At 53.4% G+C, this 17377-nt stretch carries 18 protein-coding genes and 5 tRNA genes; 21 read left to right on the forward strand and 2 right to left on the reverse strand.

Annotation, left to right across the window (positions count from 1 at the left end):
- From odhB to pnuC, 21 genes are all read left to right on the forward strand, one after another.
- Positions 1–1221: a 2-oxoglutarate dehydrogenase complex dihydrolipoyllysine-residue succinyltransferase gene (gene odhB / locus PUP35_RS06180; protein WP_008501093.1), complete on the forward strand. Its 1221-nt coding sequence runs from the start codon at positions 1–3 to the stop codon at positions 1219–1221.
- Between the two features lie 83 nt (positions 1222–1304).
- The gene (gene sucC / locus PUP35_RS06185) at positions 1305–2471 is read left to right on the forward strand and encodes an ADP-forming succinate--CoA ligase subunit beta (protein ID WP_006809579.1); all 1167 of its coding nucleotides are present in this window, start codon (positions 1305–1307) and stop codon (positions 2469–2471) included.
- The gene (gene sucD / locus PUP35_RS06190) at positions 2471–3340 is read left to right on the forward strand and encodes a succinate--CoA ligase subunit alpha (protein WP_008501094.1); all 870 of its coding nucleotides are present in this window, start codon (positions 2471–2473) and stop codon (positions 3338–3340) included. The genes sucC and sucD overlap by 1 nt, the downstream gene beginning before the upstream one ends.
- Before the next feature lie 732 nt (positions 3341–4072).
- The gene (gene cydA, locus PUP35_RS06195) at positions 4073–5641 is read left to right on the forward strand and encodes a cytochrome ubiquinol oxidase subunit I (RefSeq protein ID WP_274243236.1); all 1569 of its coding nucleotides are present in this window, start codon (positions 4073–4075) and stop codon (positions 5639–5641) included.
- A 15-nt stretch (positions 5642–5656) separates the two neighbouring features.
- Positions 5657–6796 (forward strand): cytochrome d ubiquinol oxidase subunit II, encoded by a 1140-nt coding sequence (gene cydB / locus PUP35_RS06200; protein ID WP_048226125.1) that lies wholly within the window; start codon positions 5657–5659, stop codon positions 6794–6796.
- Between the two features lie 14 nt (positions 6797–6810).
- On the forward strand, positions 6811–6924 hold the full coding sequence (cydX, locus tag PUP35_RS06205) for a cytochrome bd-I oxidase subunit CydX (protein ID WP_003858598.1): 114 nt from the start codon (positions 6811–6813) through the stop codon (positions 6922–6924).
- Positions 6924–7214, forward strand: coding sequence for a cyd operon protein YbgE (ybgE, locus tag PUP35_RS06210; RefSeq protein ID WP_008501100.1), 291 nt, complete (start codon positions 6924–6926; stop codon positions 7212–7214). The genes cydX and ybgE overlap by 1 nt, the downstream gene beginning before the upstream one ends.
- Positions 7215–7362: 148 nt before the next feature.
- On the forward strand, positions 7363–7767 hold the full coding sequence (gene ybgC / locus PUP35_RS06215) for a tol-pal system-associated acyl-CoA thioesterase (RefSeq protein ID WP_003858593.1): 405 nt from the start codon (positions 7363–7365) through the stop codon (positions 7765–7767).
- Positions 7764–8456, forward strand: coding sequence for a Tol-Pal system protein TolQ (gene tolQ, locus PUP35_RS06220; protein ID WP_008501101.1), 693 nt, complete (start codon positions 7764–7766; stop codon positions 8454–8456). Before ybgC ends, tolQ begins: the two co-directional genes overlap by 4 nt.
- A gap of 3 nt (positions 8457–8459) precedes the next feature.
- On the forward strand, positions 8460–8888 hold the full coding sequence (gene tolR, locus PUP35_RS06225) for a colicin uptake protein TolR (RefSeq protein ID WP_003858589.1): 429 nt from the start codon (positions 8460–8462) through the stop codon (positions 8886–8888).
- A 28-nt stretch (positions 8889–8916) separates the two neighbouring features.
- Positions 8917–10185: a cell envelope integrity protein TolA gene (gene tolA / locus PUP35_RS06230; RefSeq protein ID WP_111964367.1), complete on the forward strand. Its 1269-nt coding sequence runs from the start codon at positions 8917–8919 to the stop codon at positions 10183–10185.
- Between the two features lie 134 nt (positions 10186–10319).
- Positions 10320–11612, forward strand: a complete 1293-nt coding sequence (tolB, locus tag PUP35_RS06235; protein WP_008501103.1) for a Tol-Pal system beta propeller repeat protein TolB — start codon at positions 10320–10322, stop codon at positions 11610–11612.
- A gap of 35 nt (positions 11613–11647) precedes the next feature.
- Positions 11648–12169, forward strand: a complete 522-nt coding sequence (gene pal, locus PUP35_RS06240; protein WP_003858578.1) for a peptidoglycan-associated lipoprotein Pal — start codon at positions 11648–11650, stop codon at positions 12167–12169.
- Between the two features lie 9 nt (positions 12170–12178).
- The gene (gene cpoB, locus PUP35_RS06245; RefSeq protein ID WP_109846278.1) at positions 12179–12973 is read left to right on the forward strand and encodes a cell division protein CpoB; all 795 of its coding nucleotides are present in this window, start codon (positions 12179–12181) and stop codon (positions 12971–12973) included.
- Positions 12974–13134: 161 nt separating this feature from the next.
- A tRNA-Lys gene (locus tag PUP35_RS06250) sits at positions 13135–13210 on the forward strand.
- A 127-nt stretch (positions 13211–13337) separates the two neighbouring features.
- Positions 13338–13413: transfer RNA gene (locus tag PUP35_RS06255), tRNA-Val, on the forward strand.
- A gap of 3 nt (positions 13414–13416) precedes the next feature.
- Positions 13417–13492 (forward strand) — tRNA-Lys (locus PUP35_RS06260).
- A 41-nt stretch (positions 13493–13533) separates the two neighbouring features.
- A tRNA-Lys gene (locus PUP35_RS06265) sits at positions 13534–13609 on the forward strand.
- Between the two features lie 31 nt (positions 13610–13640).
- Positions 13641–13716: transfer RNA gene (locus PUP35_RS06270), tRNA-Lys, on the forward strand.
- A gap of 222 nt (positions 13717–13938) precedes the next feature.
- Positions 13939–14982, forward strand: coding sequence for a quinolinate synthase NadA (gene nadA / locus PUP35_RS06275; protein ID WP_008501105.1), 1044 nt, complete (start codon positions 13939–13941; stop codon positions 14980–14982).
- 22 nt (positions 14983–15004) lie between these two features.
- Positions 15005–15724 (forward strand): nicotinamide riboside transporter PnuC, encoded by a 720-nt coding sequence (gene pnuC, locus PUP35_RS06280; RefSeq protein WP_127730077.1) that lies wholly within the window; start codon positions 15005–15007, stop codon positions 15722–15724.
- On the opposite strand, the gene zitB is transcribed toward pnuC, so the two are convergent.
- Positions 15721–16659 (reverse strand): CDF family zinc transporter ZitB, encoded by a 939-nt coding sequence (gene zitB, locus PUP35_RS06285; protein ID WP_115874516.1) that lies wholly within the window; start codon positions 16657–16659, stop codon positions 15721–15723. The two genes, pnuC and zitB, sit on opposite strands and share 4 nt — an antisense overlap.
- A gap of 106 nt (positions 16660–16765) precedes the next feature.
- Positions 16766–17146, reverse strand: a complete 381-nt coding sequence (locus tag PUP35_RS06290) for a protein YbgS (protein ID WP_149366353.1) — start codon at positions 17144–17146, stop codon at positions 16766–16768.
- Positions 17147–17377: the final 231 nt, after the last annotated feature.

Raw genomic sequence — 17377 nt, forward strand, 5'->3', positions numbered from 1 at the left:
ATGAGTAGCGTAGATATTCTTGTTCCCGACCTGCCTGAATCCGTAGCAGATGCGACCGTCGCTACCTGGCACAAAAAACCAGGCGATGCCGTTAAGCGCGATGAAGTGCTGGTAGAAATCGAAACTGACAAAGTGGTACTGGAAGTACCGGCTTCGGCGGATGGCGTTCTGGACGCGGTGCTGGAAGATGAAGGTACTACCGTCACCTCTCGTCAGATCCTGGGTCGCCTGCGTGAAGGCAACAGCGCGGGCAAAGAGTCCAGCGCAAAATCTGAAGAGAAAGCCTCTACGCCGGCTCAGCGCCAGCAGGCGTCTCTGGAAGAACAGTCTAACGATGCCCTCAGCCCGGCGATCCGTCGCCTGCTGGCGGAACACAGCCTTGACCCGGCAGCCATTAAAGGCACCGGTGTGGGCGGTCGTCTGACCCGTGAAGACATCGACAAGCATCTGGCGAAAGCGCCTGCTCAGGCCGAAGCGAAAGCCCCTGCGGCGGCGCCAGCAGCGCAGCCTGCACTGGGTGCCCGCAGCGAAAAACGCGTGCCGATGACTCGCCTGCGTAAACGCGTAGCCGAGCGTCTGCTGGAAGCGAAAAACTCTACCGCGATGCTGACCACCTTCAACGAAGTGAACATGAAGCCAATCATGGACCTGCGCAAGCAGTACGGTGATGCGTTTGAAAAACGTCACGGTATCCGTCTGGGCTTTATGTCCTTCTACGTGAAGGCGGTAGTTGAAGCGCTGAAACGCTATCCGGAAGTGAACGCGTCCATCGATGGCGATGACGTGGTTTACCACAACTACTTCGACGTCAGCATGGCGGTTTCTACTCCACGCGGCCTGGTAACGCCGGTTCTGCGTGATGTGGATACCCTGGGTATGGCTGACATCGAGAAGAACATTAAAGAGCTGGCCGTGAAAGGCCGCGACGGCAAGCTGACCGTAGACGACCTGACCGGCGGTAACTTCACCATTACCAACGGCGGCGTATTCGGCTCGCTGATGTCTACCCCGATCATTAACCCGCCGCAGAGCGCGATCCTGGGTATGCATGCCATCAAAGATCGCCCTATGGCGGTAGACGGTAAAGTTGAGATCCTGCCAATGATGTACCTGGCGCTCTCTTACGATCACCGCCTGATCGACGGCCGCGAGTCCGTGGGCTTCCTGGTTGCGATTAAAGAGCTGCTGGAAGATCCAACCCGTCTGCTGCTGGACGTCTAGTTTTGCAGTCTTGCCCGGCGGCGTATGGCTGCCGGGCCAATAAAAGCACGACCTAACGATTACCTGAAGGATGGATAGAACACATGAACTTACATGAATATCAGGCCAAACAGCTGTTTGCCCGGTATGGCTTACCGGCTCCGGTGGGTTATGCCTGTACTACCCCGCGTGAAGCAGAAGAAGCCGCATCTAAAATCGGTTCCGGCCCTTGGGTAGTTAAGTGTCAGGTTCACGCTGGTGGCCGTGGTAAAGCGGGCGGTGTGAAGGTTGTTAAGAGCAAAGAAGAGATTCGTGCGTTTGCTGAACATTGGCTCGGCAAGCGTCTGGTAACGTACCAGACAGATGCGAACGGCCAGCCGGTTAACCAGATCCTGGTGGAAGCGGCGACCGATATCGCGAAAGAACTTTATCTGGGCGCGGTTGTTGACCGTAGCTCCCGTCGCGTGGTGTTCATGGCGTCTACCGAAGGCGGCGTGGAAATCGAAAAAGTGGCGGAAGAAACCCCGCACCTGATCCACAAAGTGGCTATCGATCCGCTGGCAGGCCCAATGCCTTACCAGGGTCGCGAGCTGGCGTTCAAGCTGGGCCTGGAAGGTAAACTGGTTCAGCAGTTCACCAAGATCTTCATGGGTCTGGCAACTATCTTCCTGGAGCGCGATCTGGCGCTGATCGAGATCAACCCACTGGTGATCACCACCCAGGGCGATCTGATCTGCCTCGACGGCAAGCTGGGCGCTGATGGCAACGCGCTGTTCCGCCAGCCGGATCTGCGCGAAATGCGCGACCAGTCTCAGGAAGATCCGCGTGAAGCACAGGCTGCGCAGTGGGAACTGAACTACGTGGCGCTGGACGGCAACATCGGCTGCATGGTTAACGGTGCGGGCCTGGCAATGGGCACCATGGACATCGTTAAGCTGCACGGCGGTGAGCCAGCAAACTTCCTCGACGTAGGCGGTGGCGCAACCAAAGAGCGCGTAACCGAAGCGTTCAAAATCATTCTCTCTGACGACAACGTGAAGGCCGTTCTGGTTAACATCTTCGGCGGCATCGTACGTTGCGACCTGATCGCCGACGGTATCATCGGTGCGGTAGAAGAAGTGGGTGTTAACGTTCCGGTGGTTGTGCGTCTGGAAGGTAACAACGCTGAACTCGGCGCGAAAAAACTGGCTGACAGCGGCCTGAATATTATTGCAGCGAAAAGTCTGACGGATGCAGCTCAGCAGGTTGTTGCCGCAGTGGAGGGGAAATAATGTCAGTTTTAATTAATAAAGATACCAAGGTTATCTGCCAGGGCTTCACCGGTAGCCAGGGGACTTTCCACTCCGAACAGGCAATTGCCTACGGTACGCAGATGGTTGGCGGTGTTACGCCAGGTAAAGGCGGCACCACCCACCTGGGCCTGCCGGTGTTTAACACCGTGCGTGAAGCCGTAGAAGCGACGGGCGCCACCGCGACCGTGATCTACGTTCCGGCACCGTTCTGCAAAGACTCTATTCTGGAAGCGATCGACGCAGGCATCAAACTGATCATCACCATCACCGAAGGCATCCCGACGCTGGATATGCTGACCGTGAAGGTGAAGCTGGATGAAGCTGGCGTGCGTATGATTGGCCCGAACTGCCCAGGCGTTATCACCCCGGGCGAATGCAAAATCGGCATCATGCCGGGCCACATTCACAAACCGGGTAAAGTGGGCATCGTGTCCCGTTCCGGTACCCTGACCTATGAAGCGGTTAAGCAGACCACCGACTACGGTTTCGGCCAGTCCACCTGCGTGGGCATCGGCGGTGACCCGATTCCGGGCTCTAACTTCATCGACATCCTGAAGCTGTTCCAGGAAGATCCACAGACCGAAGCGATCGTGATGATCGGTGAGATCGGTGGTAGCGCGGAAGAAGAAGCGGCTGCTTACATCAAAGAACACGTGACCAAGCCAGTTGTGGGCTACATCGCGGGTGTGACTGCGCCGAAAGGCAAGCGTATGGGTCACGCAGGCGCGATCATCGCCGGTGGTAAGGGTACGGCTGATGAGAAATTCGCAGCGCTGGAAGCCGCAGGCGTGAAAACCGTTCGCAGCCTGGCGGATATCGGCGAAGCACTGAAATCCATCATTAAGTAAGTCCTCTCTGCTCCCCGAAAGGGGGGCGTTGCAGTATAAAAATGTCCGTTTCGACATGGTTGGCCGCTGTAAAGCGGCCTTTTTTATTGCCTGCCGGGCGTCATGCAATAGTCACAATTGGGTGTTAATTAGAGAGGATGTAAAAGTAAAATAATTGTTATTTATTTGCCTTTAAGAGAGCAGATGGAAAAAAATAAAAAACGCACTAAAATTTATGTCCTGAATAAATCAGTCATTAAGCGTAACTGAGTTAATAAAAATCACTTCTGTTTATATTCATCCGTCGATTCGATAACCTTAATTGTATTTCATATACATATCTTTAACATGGTTTTTACCATGTTCACCACATCAAAACACAATTAACATTAAGAATTGTTTTTGATTTAAATCAATGTTTAATCCTTGGAAAAAGGCGCTGAAAAGCGCTAAATTGTTCCCGATCAAAATGGCCGAAAAGTGGTAATTTTGCTATAAATTGATCGCCGTCGAAAAACGTAAATGTGATTCAATAAAAACCTGTTTATTGTAAGGGTTTTGCAGCGTATTATATTTGCGGGATCAATTTGAGTTTTTTATTAACGTATTTGTAACCTCACGTCATCGTTTTTATCCTCCCTCAGGGTAATAACGACGACAAGGATGCGAATAATTTGTATTGGGGCATGCGTGTGGATCTCTTTCTGACGGGGTCCACTCTCGGAGTCTTCATGCGATGAGCAAGGAGTCATGATGTTAGATATAGTCGAACTGTCGCGCTTACAGTTTGCCTTGACCGCGATGTACCACTTCCTGTTTGTGCCACTGACGCTCGGTATGGCGTTCCTGCTGGCCATTATGGAAACGGTATACGTTCTCTCCGGCAAACAGATTTATAAAGATATGACCAAGTTCTGGGGCAAGTTGTTTGGTATCAACTTCGCACTGGGCGTGGCAACCGGTTTGACCATGGAGTTCCAGTTCGGGACTAACTGGTCTTACTATTCCCACTATGTAGGGGATATCTTCGGTGCGCCGCTGGCCATTGAAGGTCTGATGGCATTCTTCCTCGAATCCACCTTTGTAGGTCTGTTCTTCTTCGGTTGGGACCGTCTGGGTAAAGTCCAGCATATGGCGGTGACCTGGCTTGTGGCATTAGGTTCGAACCTGTCCGCGCTGTGGATCCTGGTTGCGAACGGCTGGATGCAGAACCCTATCGCGTCTGATTTCAACTTCGAAACCATGCGTATGGAGATGGTCAGCTTTGCCGAGCTGGTCCTGAACCCGGTTGCTCAGGTTAAATTCGTTCACACCGTCGCTTCTGGCTACGTGTGCGGCGCGATGTTTGTGCTGGGCATCAGTTCTTACTATATGCTGCGTGGTCGTGACTTCGCGTTTGCTAAGCGCTCCTTTGCTATCGCTGCAAGCTTCGGTATGGCTGCCATCCTCTCTGTTATCGTTCTGGGTGATGAATCCGGTTACGAAATGGGTGACGTGCAAAAAACCAAACTGGCCGCCATCGAAGCCGAATGGGAAACCCAGCCGGCGCCTGCTGCCTTTACGCTGTTCGGTATTCCCGATCAGGACGCGCAGGAAAACCGCTTTTCCATTCAGATTCCTTACGCGCTGGGTATCATTGCCACTCGTTCTGTTGATAAGCAGGTGACGGGTCTGAAAGAGCTGATGGTTCAGCACGAAGAGCGTATTCGTAACGGTATGAAAGCCTACTCGCTGCTGGAACAGCTGCGTGCTGGCTCTACAGACCAGACCGTCCGCGACCAGTTTAACGACGTGAAGAAAGATCTGGGTTATGGCCTGCTGCTGAAGCGTTATACCCCGAACGTTTCTGATGCGACGGAAGCGCAGATCCAGATGGCAACCAAAGACTCGATTCCACGCGTTGCGCCTCTGTACTTCGCATTCCGTATCATGGTGGGCTGCGGCATCATCATGCTGCTGATCATTGCGGCGTCCTTCTGGTCTGTGATTCGCAACCGCATCGGCGAGAAAAAATGGCTGCTGCGCACCGCGCTTTACGGTATTCCACTGCCGTGGATCGCAATTGAGTCCGGCTGGTTTGTTGCGGAGTATGGCCGTCAGCCATGGGCGATCGGTGAGGTCCTGCCAACGGCGGTGGCGAACTCGTCCCTGACCGCAGGCGACCTGATCTTCTCCATGCTGCTGATTTGTGGTCTGTACACCCTGTTCCTGGTGGCTGAACTGTTCCTGATGTTCAAGTTCGCGCGCCTTGGCCCAAGCAGCCTGAAAACCGGTCGCTATCACTACGAGCAGTCCACTGCGACTACTCAGCCGGCACGCTAAGACAGGAGTCATCAAATGATCGATTATGAAGTATTGCGTTTTATCTGGTGGCTGCTGGTCGGCGTTCTGCTGATCGGTTTCGCCGTCACGGATGGTTTCGACATGGGGGTGGGGATGCTCACCCGTTTCCTCGGTCGTAATGACACCGAGCGTCGAATCATGATCAACTCCATCGCCCCGCACTGGGACGGTAACCAGGTGTGGCTGATCACCGCAGGCGGCGCGCTGTTCGCTGCCTGGCCGATGGTCTACGCGGCTGCGTTCTCCGGTTTCTATGTGGCGATGATTCTGGTGCTGGCCTCTTTATTCTTCCGTCCGGTCGGTTTCGACTACCGTTCGAAGATTGAAGATACCCGCTGGCGCAACATGTGGGACTGGGGCATCTTCATCGGTAGCTTCGTTCCACCGCTGGTGATCGGCGTGGCGTTTGGTAACCTGCTGCAGGGCGTACCGTTCCACCTGGACGAATACATGCGTCTTTACTACACCGGTAACTTCTTCCAGCTGCTGAATCCGTTTGGTCTGCTGGCCGGCGTAGTGAGCGTGGCGATGATCATCACTCAGGGCGCAACCTATCTGCAGATGCGTACCGTGGGCGAGTTGCACCTGCGTTCTCGCGCGACGGCTCAGGTTGCTGCGCTGGTAACGCTGGTTTGCTTCGCGCTGGCCGGCGTGTGGGTGGTGTACGGCATTGATGGCTACGTGGTGACGTCTGCCATTAACCACACCGCACCGTCTAACCCGCTGACCAAAGAAGTGGCTCGTCAGGCTGGCGCATGGCTGGTGAACTTCAACAATACCCCTGTGCTGTGGGCGATCCCGGCTCTGGGCGTGCTGTTGCCGCTGCTGACCGTGTTGACGTCTCGTCTGGAGAAAGGCGCTCTGGCGTTCGTGTTCTCATCACTGACCCTGGCGTGCATCATCCTGACGGCGGGTATTGCGATGTTCCCATTTGTCATGCCATCCAGCACCATGCTGAATGCTAGCCTGACCATGTGGGATGCTACGTCCAGCCATATGACGCTGAACCTGATGACATATGTTGCTTGTGTGTTCGTTCCGATTGTTCTGGCTTACACCATCTGGTGTTACTGGAAAATGTTCGGTCGTATCACTAAAGAACATATCGAAAGCAACACCCACTCTATGTACTAAGTAAGGAGCTGAATATGTGGTATTTCGCATGGATTTTAGGGACGCTTCTTGCCTGTGCATTTGGTGTCATCACTGCCCTGGCGCTTGAGCACGTTGAAGCGACCAAAGCGGGTGAAGAAAAACACTGATGAATATTATCGCGAAACTTTACGCGGTAATGGATAAGCGCCCGTTACGGGCGCTTTCTTTAGTGATGGCATTACTGCTGGCAGGCTGTATCTTCTGGGACCCTTCGCGCTTTGCAGCGAAAACCAGCGAGCTTGAAATCTGGCACGGCTTCCTTATTATGTGGGCGGTGTGCGCAGGTGTGATCCACGGCGTGGGCTTTCGTCCGAAAGCCGTTCACTGGCAGGGAATTTTCTGCCCGCTGATTGCCGATCTGGTGCTTCTCGCCGGTTTGATTTTCTTCTTCTTCTGAATAAGAAATGTCCGTTAACGTTATGGGCTTACCCGAGCCCATAAAAATTTACTCTCCGTTTACTTTCCCCCATTCCCAACCCTCTTTCCCGCGCGTATAGTAGCGAAGTTTAAAAGCTCTAACTTTTGTTGCATTACCGGGATGTAAAGTGAATACAACGCTGTTTCGATGGCCGGTTCGTGTCTATTACGAAGATACCGATGCCGGTGGTGTGGTTTACCACGCCAGCTACGTTGCTTTTTATGAACGGGCACGCACAGAGATGCTGCGCCATCATCACTTTAGTCAACAGGTTCTGTTGGCTGAGCGAGTTGCCTTCGTGGTACGCAAGATGACGCTTGAGTATTTTGCGCCTGCCAGACTCGACGATATGCTCGAAGTCCAAACTGAAATTACATCAATGCGTGGGACCTCACTGGTTTTCACGCAGCGGATAGTCAACGCAGAGAATACCGTACTGAACTCAGCTGAAGTACTGATTGTTTGTGTTGATCCAACCATAATGAAGCCTCGTGCGCTTCCTAAGTCTATTGTCGCGGAGTTTAAGCAGTGACTGACATGAATATCCTTGATTTGTTCCTGAAGGCAAGCCTTCTGGTTAAACTTATCATGTTGATTTTGATTGGTTTTTCAATCGCATCCTGGGCCATCATCATCCAGAGAACGCGTATCCTCAATGCCGCCGGCCGTGAAGCTGAAGCGTTTGAAGATAAGTTCTGGTCGGGTATTGAGCTTTCTCGTCTGTACCAGGAGAGCCAGGGACGCCGTGAAAACCTGACCGGCTCCGAGCAAATTTTCTACAGCGGTTTCAAAGAGTTTGCTCGTCTGCATCGTGCAAACAATCATGCGCCGGAAGCGGTGGTGGAAGGTGCCTCGCGTGCGATGCGTATCTCTATGAACCGTGAACTGGAAAACCTTGAAACGCACATTCCTTTCCTCGGCACTGTCGGCTCCATCAGCCCGTATATCGGTCTGTTTGGTACCGTGTGGGGGATCATGCACGCCTTTATCGCGCTGGGCGCGGTGAAGCAGGCGACGTTGCAGATGGTTGCACCGGGTATCGCTGAAGCACTGATTGCGACCGCTATCGGTCTGTTTGCGGCAATTCCTGCGGTTATGGCTTACAACCGTCTGAACCAGCGCGTGAACAAACTGGAACTGAACTACGACAACTTTATGGAAGAGTTCACTGCGATTCTGCACCGTCAGGCGTTTACCAGCACCGAGAGCAACAAGGGGTAAACCATGGCCAGATCGCGTGGACGAGGTCGTCGCGAGCTCAAGTCCGAAATCAATATCGTTCCACTGCTGGATGTCCTGCTGGTACTGCTGCTGATCTTCATGGCAACAGCGCCAATCATTACCCAGAGCGTGGAAGTGGATCTGCCGGATGCGACAGAATCACAGGCGGTGAGCACCAATGACGATCCTCCGGTTATCATTGAGGTTTCCGGCGTAGGGCAATACAGCGTCGTAGTAGAGAAAGATCGTATGGATCAGCTGCCGCCTGAGCAGGTTATTGCTGAAGCGCAGCGTCGTCTGGAGTCAAATCCGAAAACGGTCTTCTTAATCGGTGGCGCAAAAGACGTACCCTACGATGAAATTATTAAAGCGCTGAACTTGCTACATAGTGCGGGTGTTAAGTCAGTTGGCTTAATGACCCAACCAATTTGATCATCCGCGTAGTTTTTGGGAACCGATAGTGTCAAAGGCAACCGAACAGAACGACAAGCTTAAGCGAGCGATAATCGTCTCCGCAGTGCTGCACGTGATTCTCTTTGCAGCGCTGATCTGGAGTTCGTTCGACGAGCATATTGATGCATCAGCCGGCGGCGGTGGAGGCTCTTCCATTGACGCCGTGATGGTGGATCCCGGTGCGGTAGTACAGAACTATAATCGCGAACAACAGCAGAAGGCGAGTGCCAAACGGGCTGAAGAGCAGCGTGAAAAACAGGCGCAACAGCAGGCGGAAGAACTGCGTGAAAAGCAGGCCGCAGAGCAGGAGCGTCTGAAGCAGCTTGAGAAGGAACGTTTGCAGGCGCAGGAAGCCGCGAAAGCGCAGGCAGAGCAGCAGAAACAAGCCGAAGAGGCCGCGAAGAAAGCACAGGAACAGCAAAAGCAGGCGGAAGAGGCGGCAGCTAAAGCCGCAGCGGACGCGAAAGCACAGGCTGATGCCCAGGCAAAATTAGCGGCAGAAGCGGCGAAGAAAGCCGCTGCTGATGCTCAGAAGAAAGCTGAAGCGGAAGCCGCGAAGAAAGCCGCTGCTGATGCCCAGAAGAAAGCTGAAGCGGAAGCCGCGAAGAAAGCCGCTGCCGATGCTCAGAAGAAAGCCGAAGCGGAAGCCGCGAAGAAAGCCGCTCAGGAAGCAGAGAAGAAAGCTGCTGCCGAGGCTGCGAAGAAAGCGGCTGCTGCTGAGAAAGCGGCTGCAGAAAAAGCCGCGGCAGAAAAAGCTGCAGCCGCCGAAAAAGCCGCTGCGGACAAAAAAGCTGCAGCTGAGAAGGCCGCTGCCGATAAGAAAGCAGCAGCTGAAAAAGCGGCTGCTAAAAAGGCTGCCGCCGCTGAAAAAGCCGCTGCTGCCGCAGGGGTTGACGATCTGCTGGGCGATTTGAGCTCAGGTAAGAATGCACCGAAAACGGGCGGTGGGGCGAAAGGAAACAACGCAGCGCCGACGGGAAGTGGTAACACTAAGAGTAACGGTGCGACAGGGGCTGAAATCAACGGTTATGCCGCGCAGATTAAATCCGCTATTGAAAGCCGATTCTATGATGCGTCTTCCTATACCGGTAAAACGTGTACGTTGCGTATAAAACTGGCTCCGGACGGCATGCTGCTGGATATCAAGTCTGAAGGTGGCGACCCGGCTTTATGTACTGCGGCCCTGGCTGCAGCGCGTCAGGCGAAGATGCCTAAACCGCCATCTCAGGCTGTTTACGAAGTCTTCAAAAATGCGCCGCTGGACTTCAAACCTTAAGTTACATTTTCCCCGTGCAAACGGGGAAAAATAGACCAGGTTTAGTCACAGGGTTCTGGTAGTTTTGTCTATTTGAGTTTGTTAACATTCTGCTAAATTATCGTGGGTAAGGTTACCCGGATAAGGGAGATATGATGAAGCAGGCATTACGTGTAGCATTTAGTTTTTTAATGCTGTGGGCAGCAGTACTGCACGCAGAAGTACGTATCGAGATCACCCAGGGGGTGGACTCGGCGCGCCCAATCGGTGTTGTTCCGTTCCAGTGGGCAGGTCCTGGCGCTGCGCCTGAAGATGCCGGTGGCATCGTGGCGGCTGACCTGCGTAACAGCGGTAAATTCAACCCGTTAGATCGTTCTCGTCTGCCTCAGCAGCCGGGTAGCGCGCAGGAAGTACAGCCTGCAGCATGGTCTGCGCTGGGTATTGATGCCGTGGTTGTGGGTCAGGTTACGCCTAACCCGGACGGCTCTTACAACGTTGCCTGGCAACTGGTGGATACCGGCGGTGCACCGGGTACCGTTCTGGCACAGAACTCTTACAAGGTCACTAAGCAATACCTGCGCTATGCTGCACATGCTGCCAGCGATGCGGTATTTGAAAAACTGACCGGCATTAAAGGTGCGTTCCGTACCCGTATCGCGTACGTGGTGCAGACCAACGGTGGTCAGTTCCCGTACGAACTGCGCGTATCTGACTACGACGGCTACAACCAGTTCCTGGTGAAACGTTCTTCACAGCCGCTGATGTCTCCAGCCTGGTCTCCGGACGGTTCTAAACTGGCCTATGTAACCTTCGAAAGCGGCCGCTCAGCGCTGGTTATCCAGACGCTGGCAAACGGTGCTGTTCGTCAGGTAGCGTCGTTCCCACGTCACAACGGTGCGCCTTCGTTCTCTCCGGACGGCTCTAAACTGGCCTTTGCGCTGTCAAAAACCGGTAGCCTGAACCTGTACGTGATGGATATTGGCTCTGGTCAGATCCGTCAGGTTACCGACGGTCGCAGCAACAACACTGAACCTTCATGGTTCCCGGACAGCCAAAACCTGGCGTTTACTTCTGACCAGGCCGGCCGTCCACAAATCTACAAAGTCAACATCAACGGCGGTGCTCCGCAGCGTATTACCTGGGAAGGTTCGCAGAACCAGAACTCAGACGTGAGCAGCGACGGTAAATTTATGGTAATGGTGAGCTCCAACGGTGGGCAGCAGCACATTGCCAAACAAGATCTGGTAGCGGGTGGCGTTCAAGTTCTGTCGTCAACGTTCCTGGATGAAACGCCAAGTCTGGCACCTAACGGCACGATGGTAATCTACAGCTCTTCTCAGGGGATGGGATCTGTGCTGAATCTGGTTTCTACAGATGGGCGTTTCAAAGCGCGTATTCCGGCAACTGATGGACAGGTAAAATCACCTGCCTGGTCGCCGTATCTGTAAATAATAATTAATTGATTACTAAAGGAATCATAGAAATGCAACTGAACAAAGTGCTGAAGGGGCTGATGATCGCTCTGCCTGTAATGGCAATCGCAGCGTGTTCTTCTAACAAGAACGCCAGCAATGACCAGAGCGGCGAAGGCATGATGGGTGCCGGCACCGGTATGGACGCGAACGGCAATGGCAACATGTCTTCTGAAGAGCAAGCGCGTCTTCAGATGCAGCAGCTGCAGCAGAACAACATCGTTTACTTCGATCTGGATAAATACGACATCCGTTCTGACTTCGCTGCGATGCTGGATGCGCACGCTAACTTCCTGCGTAGCAACCCATCTTACAAAGTCACCGTAGAAGGTCACGCGGACGAACGTGGTACCCCAGAGTACAACATCTCCCTGGGTGAACGTCGTGCTAACGCTGTTAAAATGTACCTGCAGGGTAAAGGCGTTTCTGCTGACCAGATCTCCATCGTTTCTTACGGTAAAGAAAAACCTGCAGTACTGGGTCACGACGAAGCGGCTTACTCCAAAAACCGTCGTGCCGTACTGGTTTACTAAGAGAATTGCATGAGCAGTAACTTCAGACATCATCTGTTGAGTCTGTCGTTACTGGTTGGAATAGCGGCCCCCTGGGCCGCTTTTGCTCAGGCACCAATCAGTAGTGTCGGCTCAGGCTCGGTAGAAGACCGGGTCACTCAACTCGAGCGTATTTCTAACGCTCATAGCCAGCTTTTAACCCAACTCCAGCAACAACTTTCCGATAACCAGAATGATATTGACTCTCTCCGCGGTCAGATTCAGGAAAGCCAGTATCAGCTTAACCAGGTTGTGGAACGTCAGAAGCAAATCTTGTTGCAGATAGATAGCCTGAGCAGCGGTGGTGCAGCAGCACAGCCAGCCGCAGGCGATCAGAGCGGTGCTGCGACGTCTGCGCCAGCGCCATCTGCTGATGCTTCAGCCTCAACAGGCGCGCCTGTACAGAGCGGTGACGCGAATACTGACTACAATGCGGCTATTGCCCTGGTGCAGGATCAATCTCGTCAGGATGACGCGATTGCTGCGTTTCAGAACTTTGTTAAGAAATACCCTGATTCCACTTATCAGCCAAATGCCAATTACTGGCTCGGTCAGTTGAATTACAACAAGGGTAAAAAGGACGATGCGGCGTTTTATTTTGCCTCCGTGGTAAAAAACTACCCGAAATCGCCAAAAGCGCCTGATGCGATGTACAAAGTGGGCGTCATCATGCAGGACAAAGGCGACACTGCGAAAGCCAAAGCGGTTTATCAGCAGGTGGTCTCTAAATTCCCGGGCACCGAAGGTGCTAAGCAGGCGCAAAAACGTCTGAATTCGATGGGATGATTATCGCATGACCAGAAATCGCGTTATTTCTGGTCGTGCAGCATGATTACTAAGCAGTTAAGTGATCTTCATCGAAATTTTTGTTGCGCAGAATTCTTAAATCAGTAATATATGCCGCCGTTGCCACGGGATATCAAACAACGTGAAAACAGCATAAAAGTGGGTCGTTAGCTCAGTTGGTAGAGCAGTTGACTTTTAATCAATTGGTCGCAGGTTCGAATCCTGCACGACCCACCACTAAGTAAGGTGGAAGTAGTAGTTAAACGTGAAGGATAACGTTGCGTCAGCAACGGCCCGTAGGGCGAGGCGAAGCTGAGTCATCCTGCACGACCCACCACTTAACGCAGTTCCGGCAGTACAGAGTGGGTGATTAGCTCAGTTGGTAGAGCATCTCCTTTACACGGAGGGGGTCGGCGGTTCGAGCCCGTCATCACCCACCACTCGGGTCGTTAGCTCAGTTGGTAGAGCAGTTGACTTTTAATCAATTGGTCGCAGGTTCGAATCCTGCACGACCCACCAATTTTATTGGTGCCGAGTGATAATTCAGGCAACACCCGAATGGGTCGTTAGCTCAGTTGGTAGAGCAGTTGACTTTTAATCAATTGGTCGCAGGTTCGAATCCTGCACGACCCACCAGCCTGAATAAATTTGCAGTACATCCCGCAAGGGGTCGTTAGCTCAGTTGGTAGAGCAGTTGACTTTTAATCAATTGGTCGCAGGTTCGAATCCTGCACGACCCACCAGTGTAGAAAGGCGCCCTAAAGGCGCCTTTTTGCTATCTGCAGTTTTTGTAGGTCGGGTAAGGCGAAGCCGCTACCCGACAAATGCTGTCCGCACCTATTTCCGGTGACTTTTCCGCTCAGATTCGCTATCTTGTTTAGTATACAAAACACAATTGCCACGCGTTTTGCTATGTCAGGCAAATGAAAAGCAATATTGTTAAGCCCGTAAAACGAGAAGCCATAATGAGTGTGATGTTTGATCCTGAAGCCGCAATCTATCCGTTTCCGCCAAAGCCTGTCCCGCTGAGCCAGGACGAAAAGCAGTTCTACCGCGAGAAGATCAAACGTCTTCTTAAAGAGCGCGATGCGGTAATGGTGGCCCATTACTACACCGACCCGGAAATTCAACAGCTGGCTGAAGAGACCGGGGGCTGCATTTCTGACTCACTGGAGATGGCGCGCTTCGGTGCACGACATCCCGCTTCCACGCTGCTGGTTGCCGGCGTGCGTTTTATGGGCGAAACGGCAAAGATCCTGAGCCCGGAAAAAACCATTCTGATGCCCACGCTTAACGCGGAGTGTTCACTGGATCTCGGCTGCCCGATTGACGAATTCACGGCCTTCTGTGACGCTCACCCTGATCGGACCGTGGTGGTCTACGCTAACACCTCTGCGGCGGTAAAAGCGCGGGCTGACTGGGTGGTTACGTCGAGCATCGCCGTTGAACTGATTGAACATCTGGATAGCCTGGGCGAGAAAATTATCTGGGCGCCCGATCGCCATCTCGGCAATTATGTCCAGAAGCAGACGGGTGCTGATGTTCTCTGCTGGCAGGGCGCCTGTATCGTTCATGACGAGTTCAAGACCCAGGCGCTGGCGCGCATGAAGGCGCTTTATCCTGACGCAGCCATTCTTGTTCACCCTGAATCTCCGCAGTCGATCGTCGACATGGCGGATGCCGTGGGTTCCACCAGCCAGCTTATCAACGCTGCCAGAACGTTGCCTCACAAGCAGCTTATCGTGGCGACCGATCGCGGTATCTTCTACAAGATGCAGCAGGCCGTACCGGAGAAAGAGCTTCTTGAAGCGCCAACGGCAGGCGAGGGCGCAACGTGTCGCAGCTGTGCACATTGCCCGTGGATGGCGATGAACGGCCTGAAAGCGATTGCCGAGGGGTTAGAAACCGGTGGTGCGGCGCATGAAATCCATGTGGATGCCGCCCTGCGTGAAGGCGCGTTAATTCCACTTAACCGCATGCTGGATTTTGCGGCTACACTACGTACTTAATTCAAAACGCCCCGGGGAAAAGATGGATTTTTTTAGCACACATAACATTCTGGTTCATATACCGATTGGTACAGGTGGCTATGACCTGTCATGGATTGAGGCCGTTGGCACGCTGGCGGGATTACTCTGTATCTGGCTGGCAAGCCTGGAGAAGATAAGCAATTACGCGTTCGGTCTGATTAACGTCACGCTGTTTGCGATTATCTTCTTCCAGATCCAGCTGTACGCCAGCCTGCTTTTGCAGCTGTTCTTCTTTGCCGCCAATATTTACGGCTGGTATGCCTGGTCGCGTCAGAACAGCCAGCAGGAGGCCGAGCTGCAGATCCGCTGGCTGCCCCTGCCGAAAGCCATCGCCTGGTTCGTCGCCTGCGTGGTGGCCATTGGCTTAATGACCGTTTACATCAACCCGGTGTTTGCCTTCCTGACCCGCGTTGCCGTTTCGGTCATGTCCGGCCTCGGCATGAACGTAACGATGCCAGAACTCCAGCCGGATGCTTTCCCGTTCTGGGATTCCTGCATGATGGTGCTGTCGATTGCAGCGATGATTCTGATGACCCGTAAATACGTTGAGAACTGGCTGCTGTGGGTCATCATCAACGTGATTAGCGTGGCGATCTTCGCCCTGCAGGGCGTCTATGCGATGTCGCTGGAATATCTGCTGCTGACCTTCATCGCGCTGAACGGCAGCCGGATGTGGATTAACAGCGCGCGCGAGCGAGGCTCTCACGCGCTTTCCGGCTAGTGGTCATGATGATGTGAATGGCCGGACTGCGCCTCGTTAAGGTGGCAGTCCGGTCCGCTACAGGGCTGATACTCCATCTGAACGGTGGCATGGCTAATGTCGTAGTGATGTTCCAGGAAGTGCTGGATGCGATCGAGCAGCGCATCGTGGTCGTGAGGGGGGATCACCTGGACGTGCAGCGTCATGACCGGTTTCTCTCCCACCAGCCAGACGTGAACATGATGAACGTTGCGTACTTCCGGGACTGAACGGCGCAGGTTGCGCTTCAGCTCGTCGATATCCATGGATGCTGGCGCCCCTTCAAGCAGTTCGTTCACGCTCTCCTTCAGCAGCCGCCAGGCGCTACGCAAGACCAGACACGACACCAGTATGGACAGAATCGGATCGACAGGCGTCCAGCCGGTGTAGAGGATCACCAGCGCGGCGACAATCGCCCCGACTGAGCCGAGCAAATCACCCATAACATGCAGAGCCGCAGCGCGTACGTTGAGGTTCTTTTCCCCGCTGCCGCGGTGCAAAATCCAGAAGGCCAGAATATTCGCCAGCAGTCCTGCTACGGCAATCACCATCATGGTTGCCCCGGCGATCGGCTGCGGGTGTCTGAAGCGCTGTATTGCCTCCCAGACGATAAGAATGGTAATGACCACCAGCGCAATAGCGTTAACAAACGCGGCCAGTGTGGTCAGTCGCAGCCAGCCGAAGGTATGGCGCGCATTTGGAGGACGACGCGCAAACTGCACCGCCATCAGGGCGAAGAGCAGGGCGGCGGCATCGGTCAGCATGTGTCCGGCATCAGCCAGAAGCGCCAGAGAGCCGGAAATCAGGCCGCCAATGACCTCAATAACCATAAACGTTGCCGTGACGCCAAAGGCCAGCATCAGTCGTTTAGCGTTGTCGTTGCCGGATAAGTGCGAGTGTGAATGGGAGTGCGCCATGTCTGCTTTCCTGATGTTTTATTGTTTTTAGTGTAGCGTTTTTAATAGGTTACTCCAAAAAGAAAGGAGAGCCTGGGCTCTCCTTTTTCTGACGGTTCATAACAAATTACTGGGTAGTGCCATCGGTTTTGGTATTGGCGTCGTTACCCACTTTGTCGTTAGGGTCCGGGCATTTGCCGTCCTTGCACATTGAGTTCTTATGGACTTCATCTGAACTCATATTGTCATGGTTCATAGTGCCGGAACCGCTACCGTCTGGATGCAGCATGGTGCCGCCGGTGTTGGTGTTGCCGGTATTGATCTGGCTATTGTCGACATTATTCGGGGCGATATTCTGTTTCGCATCAGGCGCGGGCTGGCCTGCTGCCGCAGCCGCATTGGCGTCACCGTTGCTGTCTGAGGTGCCCGTTTCCGCAGCCAGGACGCTGCCGCTGGCCAGAGTGAGGGTGGCGGTCAGGAAGAGGGTTGCCAGTTTTGTCATTTTCATCATGGTGCTCCTGTTCGTGTCGTTGCGCTGGTTAACATTCTCCAACAGTGCATCTTTTTCAGAGGCGAAAGATCCCGCCTTACTGACTTACGTCAGTAGGGAATCGCGTTTAAGCGTGTAAAATTGGTTGTTACAGTTAAAAAGCTTAGGTTAGATCTCGTTTTTCGCTATTTTGTGGCAATTTTTAGGCGAATTCCAGGAATTATCTGCGTGAAGTGTAAAACCGTGTTT

It is taken from the genome of Enterobacter sp. S-33 (genome assembly GCF_028735835.1).
Taxonomy (GTDB): domain Bacteria; phylum Pseudomonadota; class Gammaproteobacteria; order Enterobacterales; family Enterobacteriaceae; genus Enterobacter; species Enterobacter vonholyi.

Excerpts from the sequence above, each read along its gene's own strand:
- odhB (WP_008501093.1), top strand. The coding sequence starts at position 1 with ATGAGTAGCGTAGATATTCTTGTTCCCGACCTGCCTGAATCCGTAGCA.
- sucC (WP_006809579.1), top strand. The coding sequence starts at position 1,305 with ATGAACTTACATGAATATCAGGCCAAACAGCTGTTTGCCCGGTATGGC.
- sucD (WP_008501094.1), top strand. The coding sequence starts at position 2,471 with ATGTCAGTTTTAATTAATAAAGATACCAAGGTTATCTGCCAGGGCTTC.
- cydA (WP_274243236.1), top strand. The coding sequence starts at position 4,073 with ATGTTAGATATAGTCGAACTGTCGCGCTTACAGTTTGCCTTGACCGCG.
- cydB (WP_048226125.1), top strand. The coding sequence starts at position 5,657 with ATGATCGATTATGAAGTATTGCGTTTTATCTGGTGGCTGCTGGTCGGC.
- cydX (WP_003858598.1), top strand. The coding sequence starts at position 6,811 with ATGTGGTATTTCGCATGGATTTTAGGGACGCTTCTTGCCTGTGCATTT.
- ybgE (WP_008501100.1), top strand. The coding sequence starts at position 6,924 with ATGAATATTATCGCGAAACTTTACGCGGTAATGGATAAGCGCCCGTTA.
- tolR (WP_003858589.1), top strand. The coding sequence starts at position 8,460 with ATGGCCAGATCGCGTGGACGAGGTCGTCGCGAGCTCAAGTCCGAAATC.
- tolB (WP_008501103.1), top strand. The coding sequence starts at position 10,320 with ATGAAGCAGGCATTACGTGTAGCATTTAGTTTTTTAATGCTGTGGGCA.
- pal (WP_003858578.1), top strand. The coding sequence starts at position 11,648 with ATGCAACTGAACAAAGTGCTGAAGGGGCTGATGATCGCTCTGCCTGTA.
- cpoB (WP_109846278.1), top strand. The coding sequence starts at position 12,179 with ATGAGCAGTAACTTCAGACATCATCTGTTGAGTCTGTCGTTACTGGTT.
- nadA (WP_008501105.1), top strand. The coding sequence starts at position 13,939 with ATGAGTGTGATGTTTGATCCTGAAGCCGCAATCTATCCGTTTCCGCCA.
- pnuC (WP_127730077.1), top strand. The coding sequence starts at position 15,005 with ATGGATTTTTTTAGCACACATAACATTCTGGTTCATATACCGATTGGT.
- zitB (WP_115874516.1), bottom strand. The coding sequence starts at position 16,659 with ATGGCGCACTCCCATTCACACTCGCACTTATCCGGCAACGACAACGCT.
- PUP35_RS06290 (WP_149366353.1), bottom strand. The coding sequence starts at position 17,146 with ATGAAAATGACAAAACTGGCAACCCTCTTCCTGACCGCCACCCTCACT.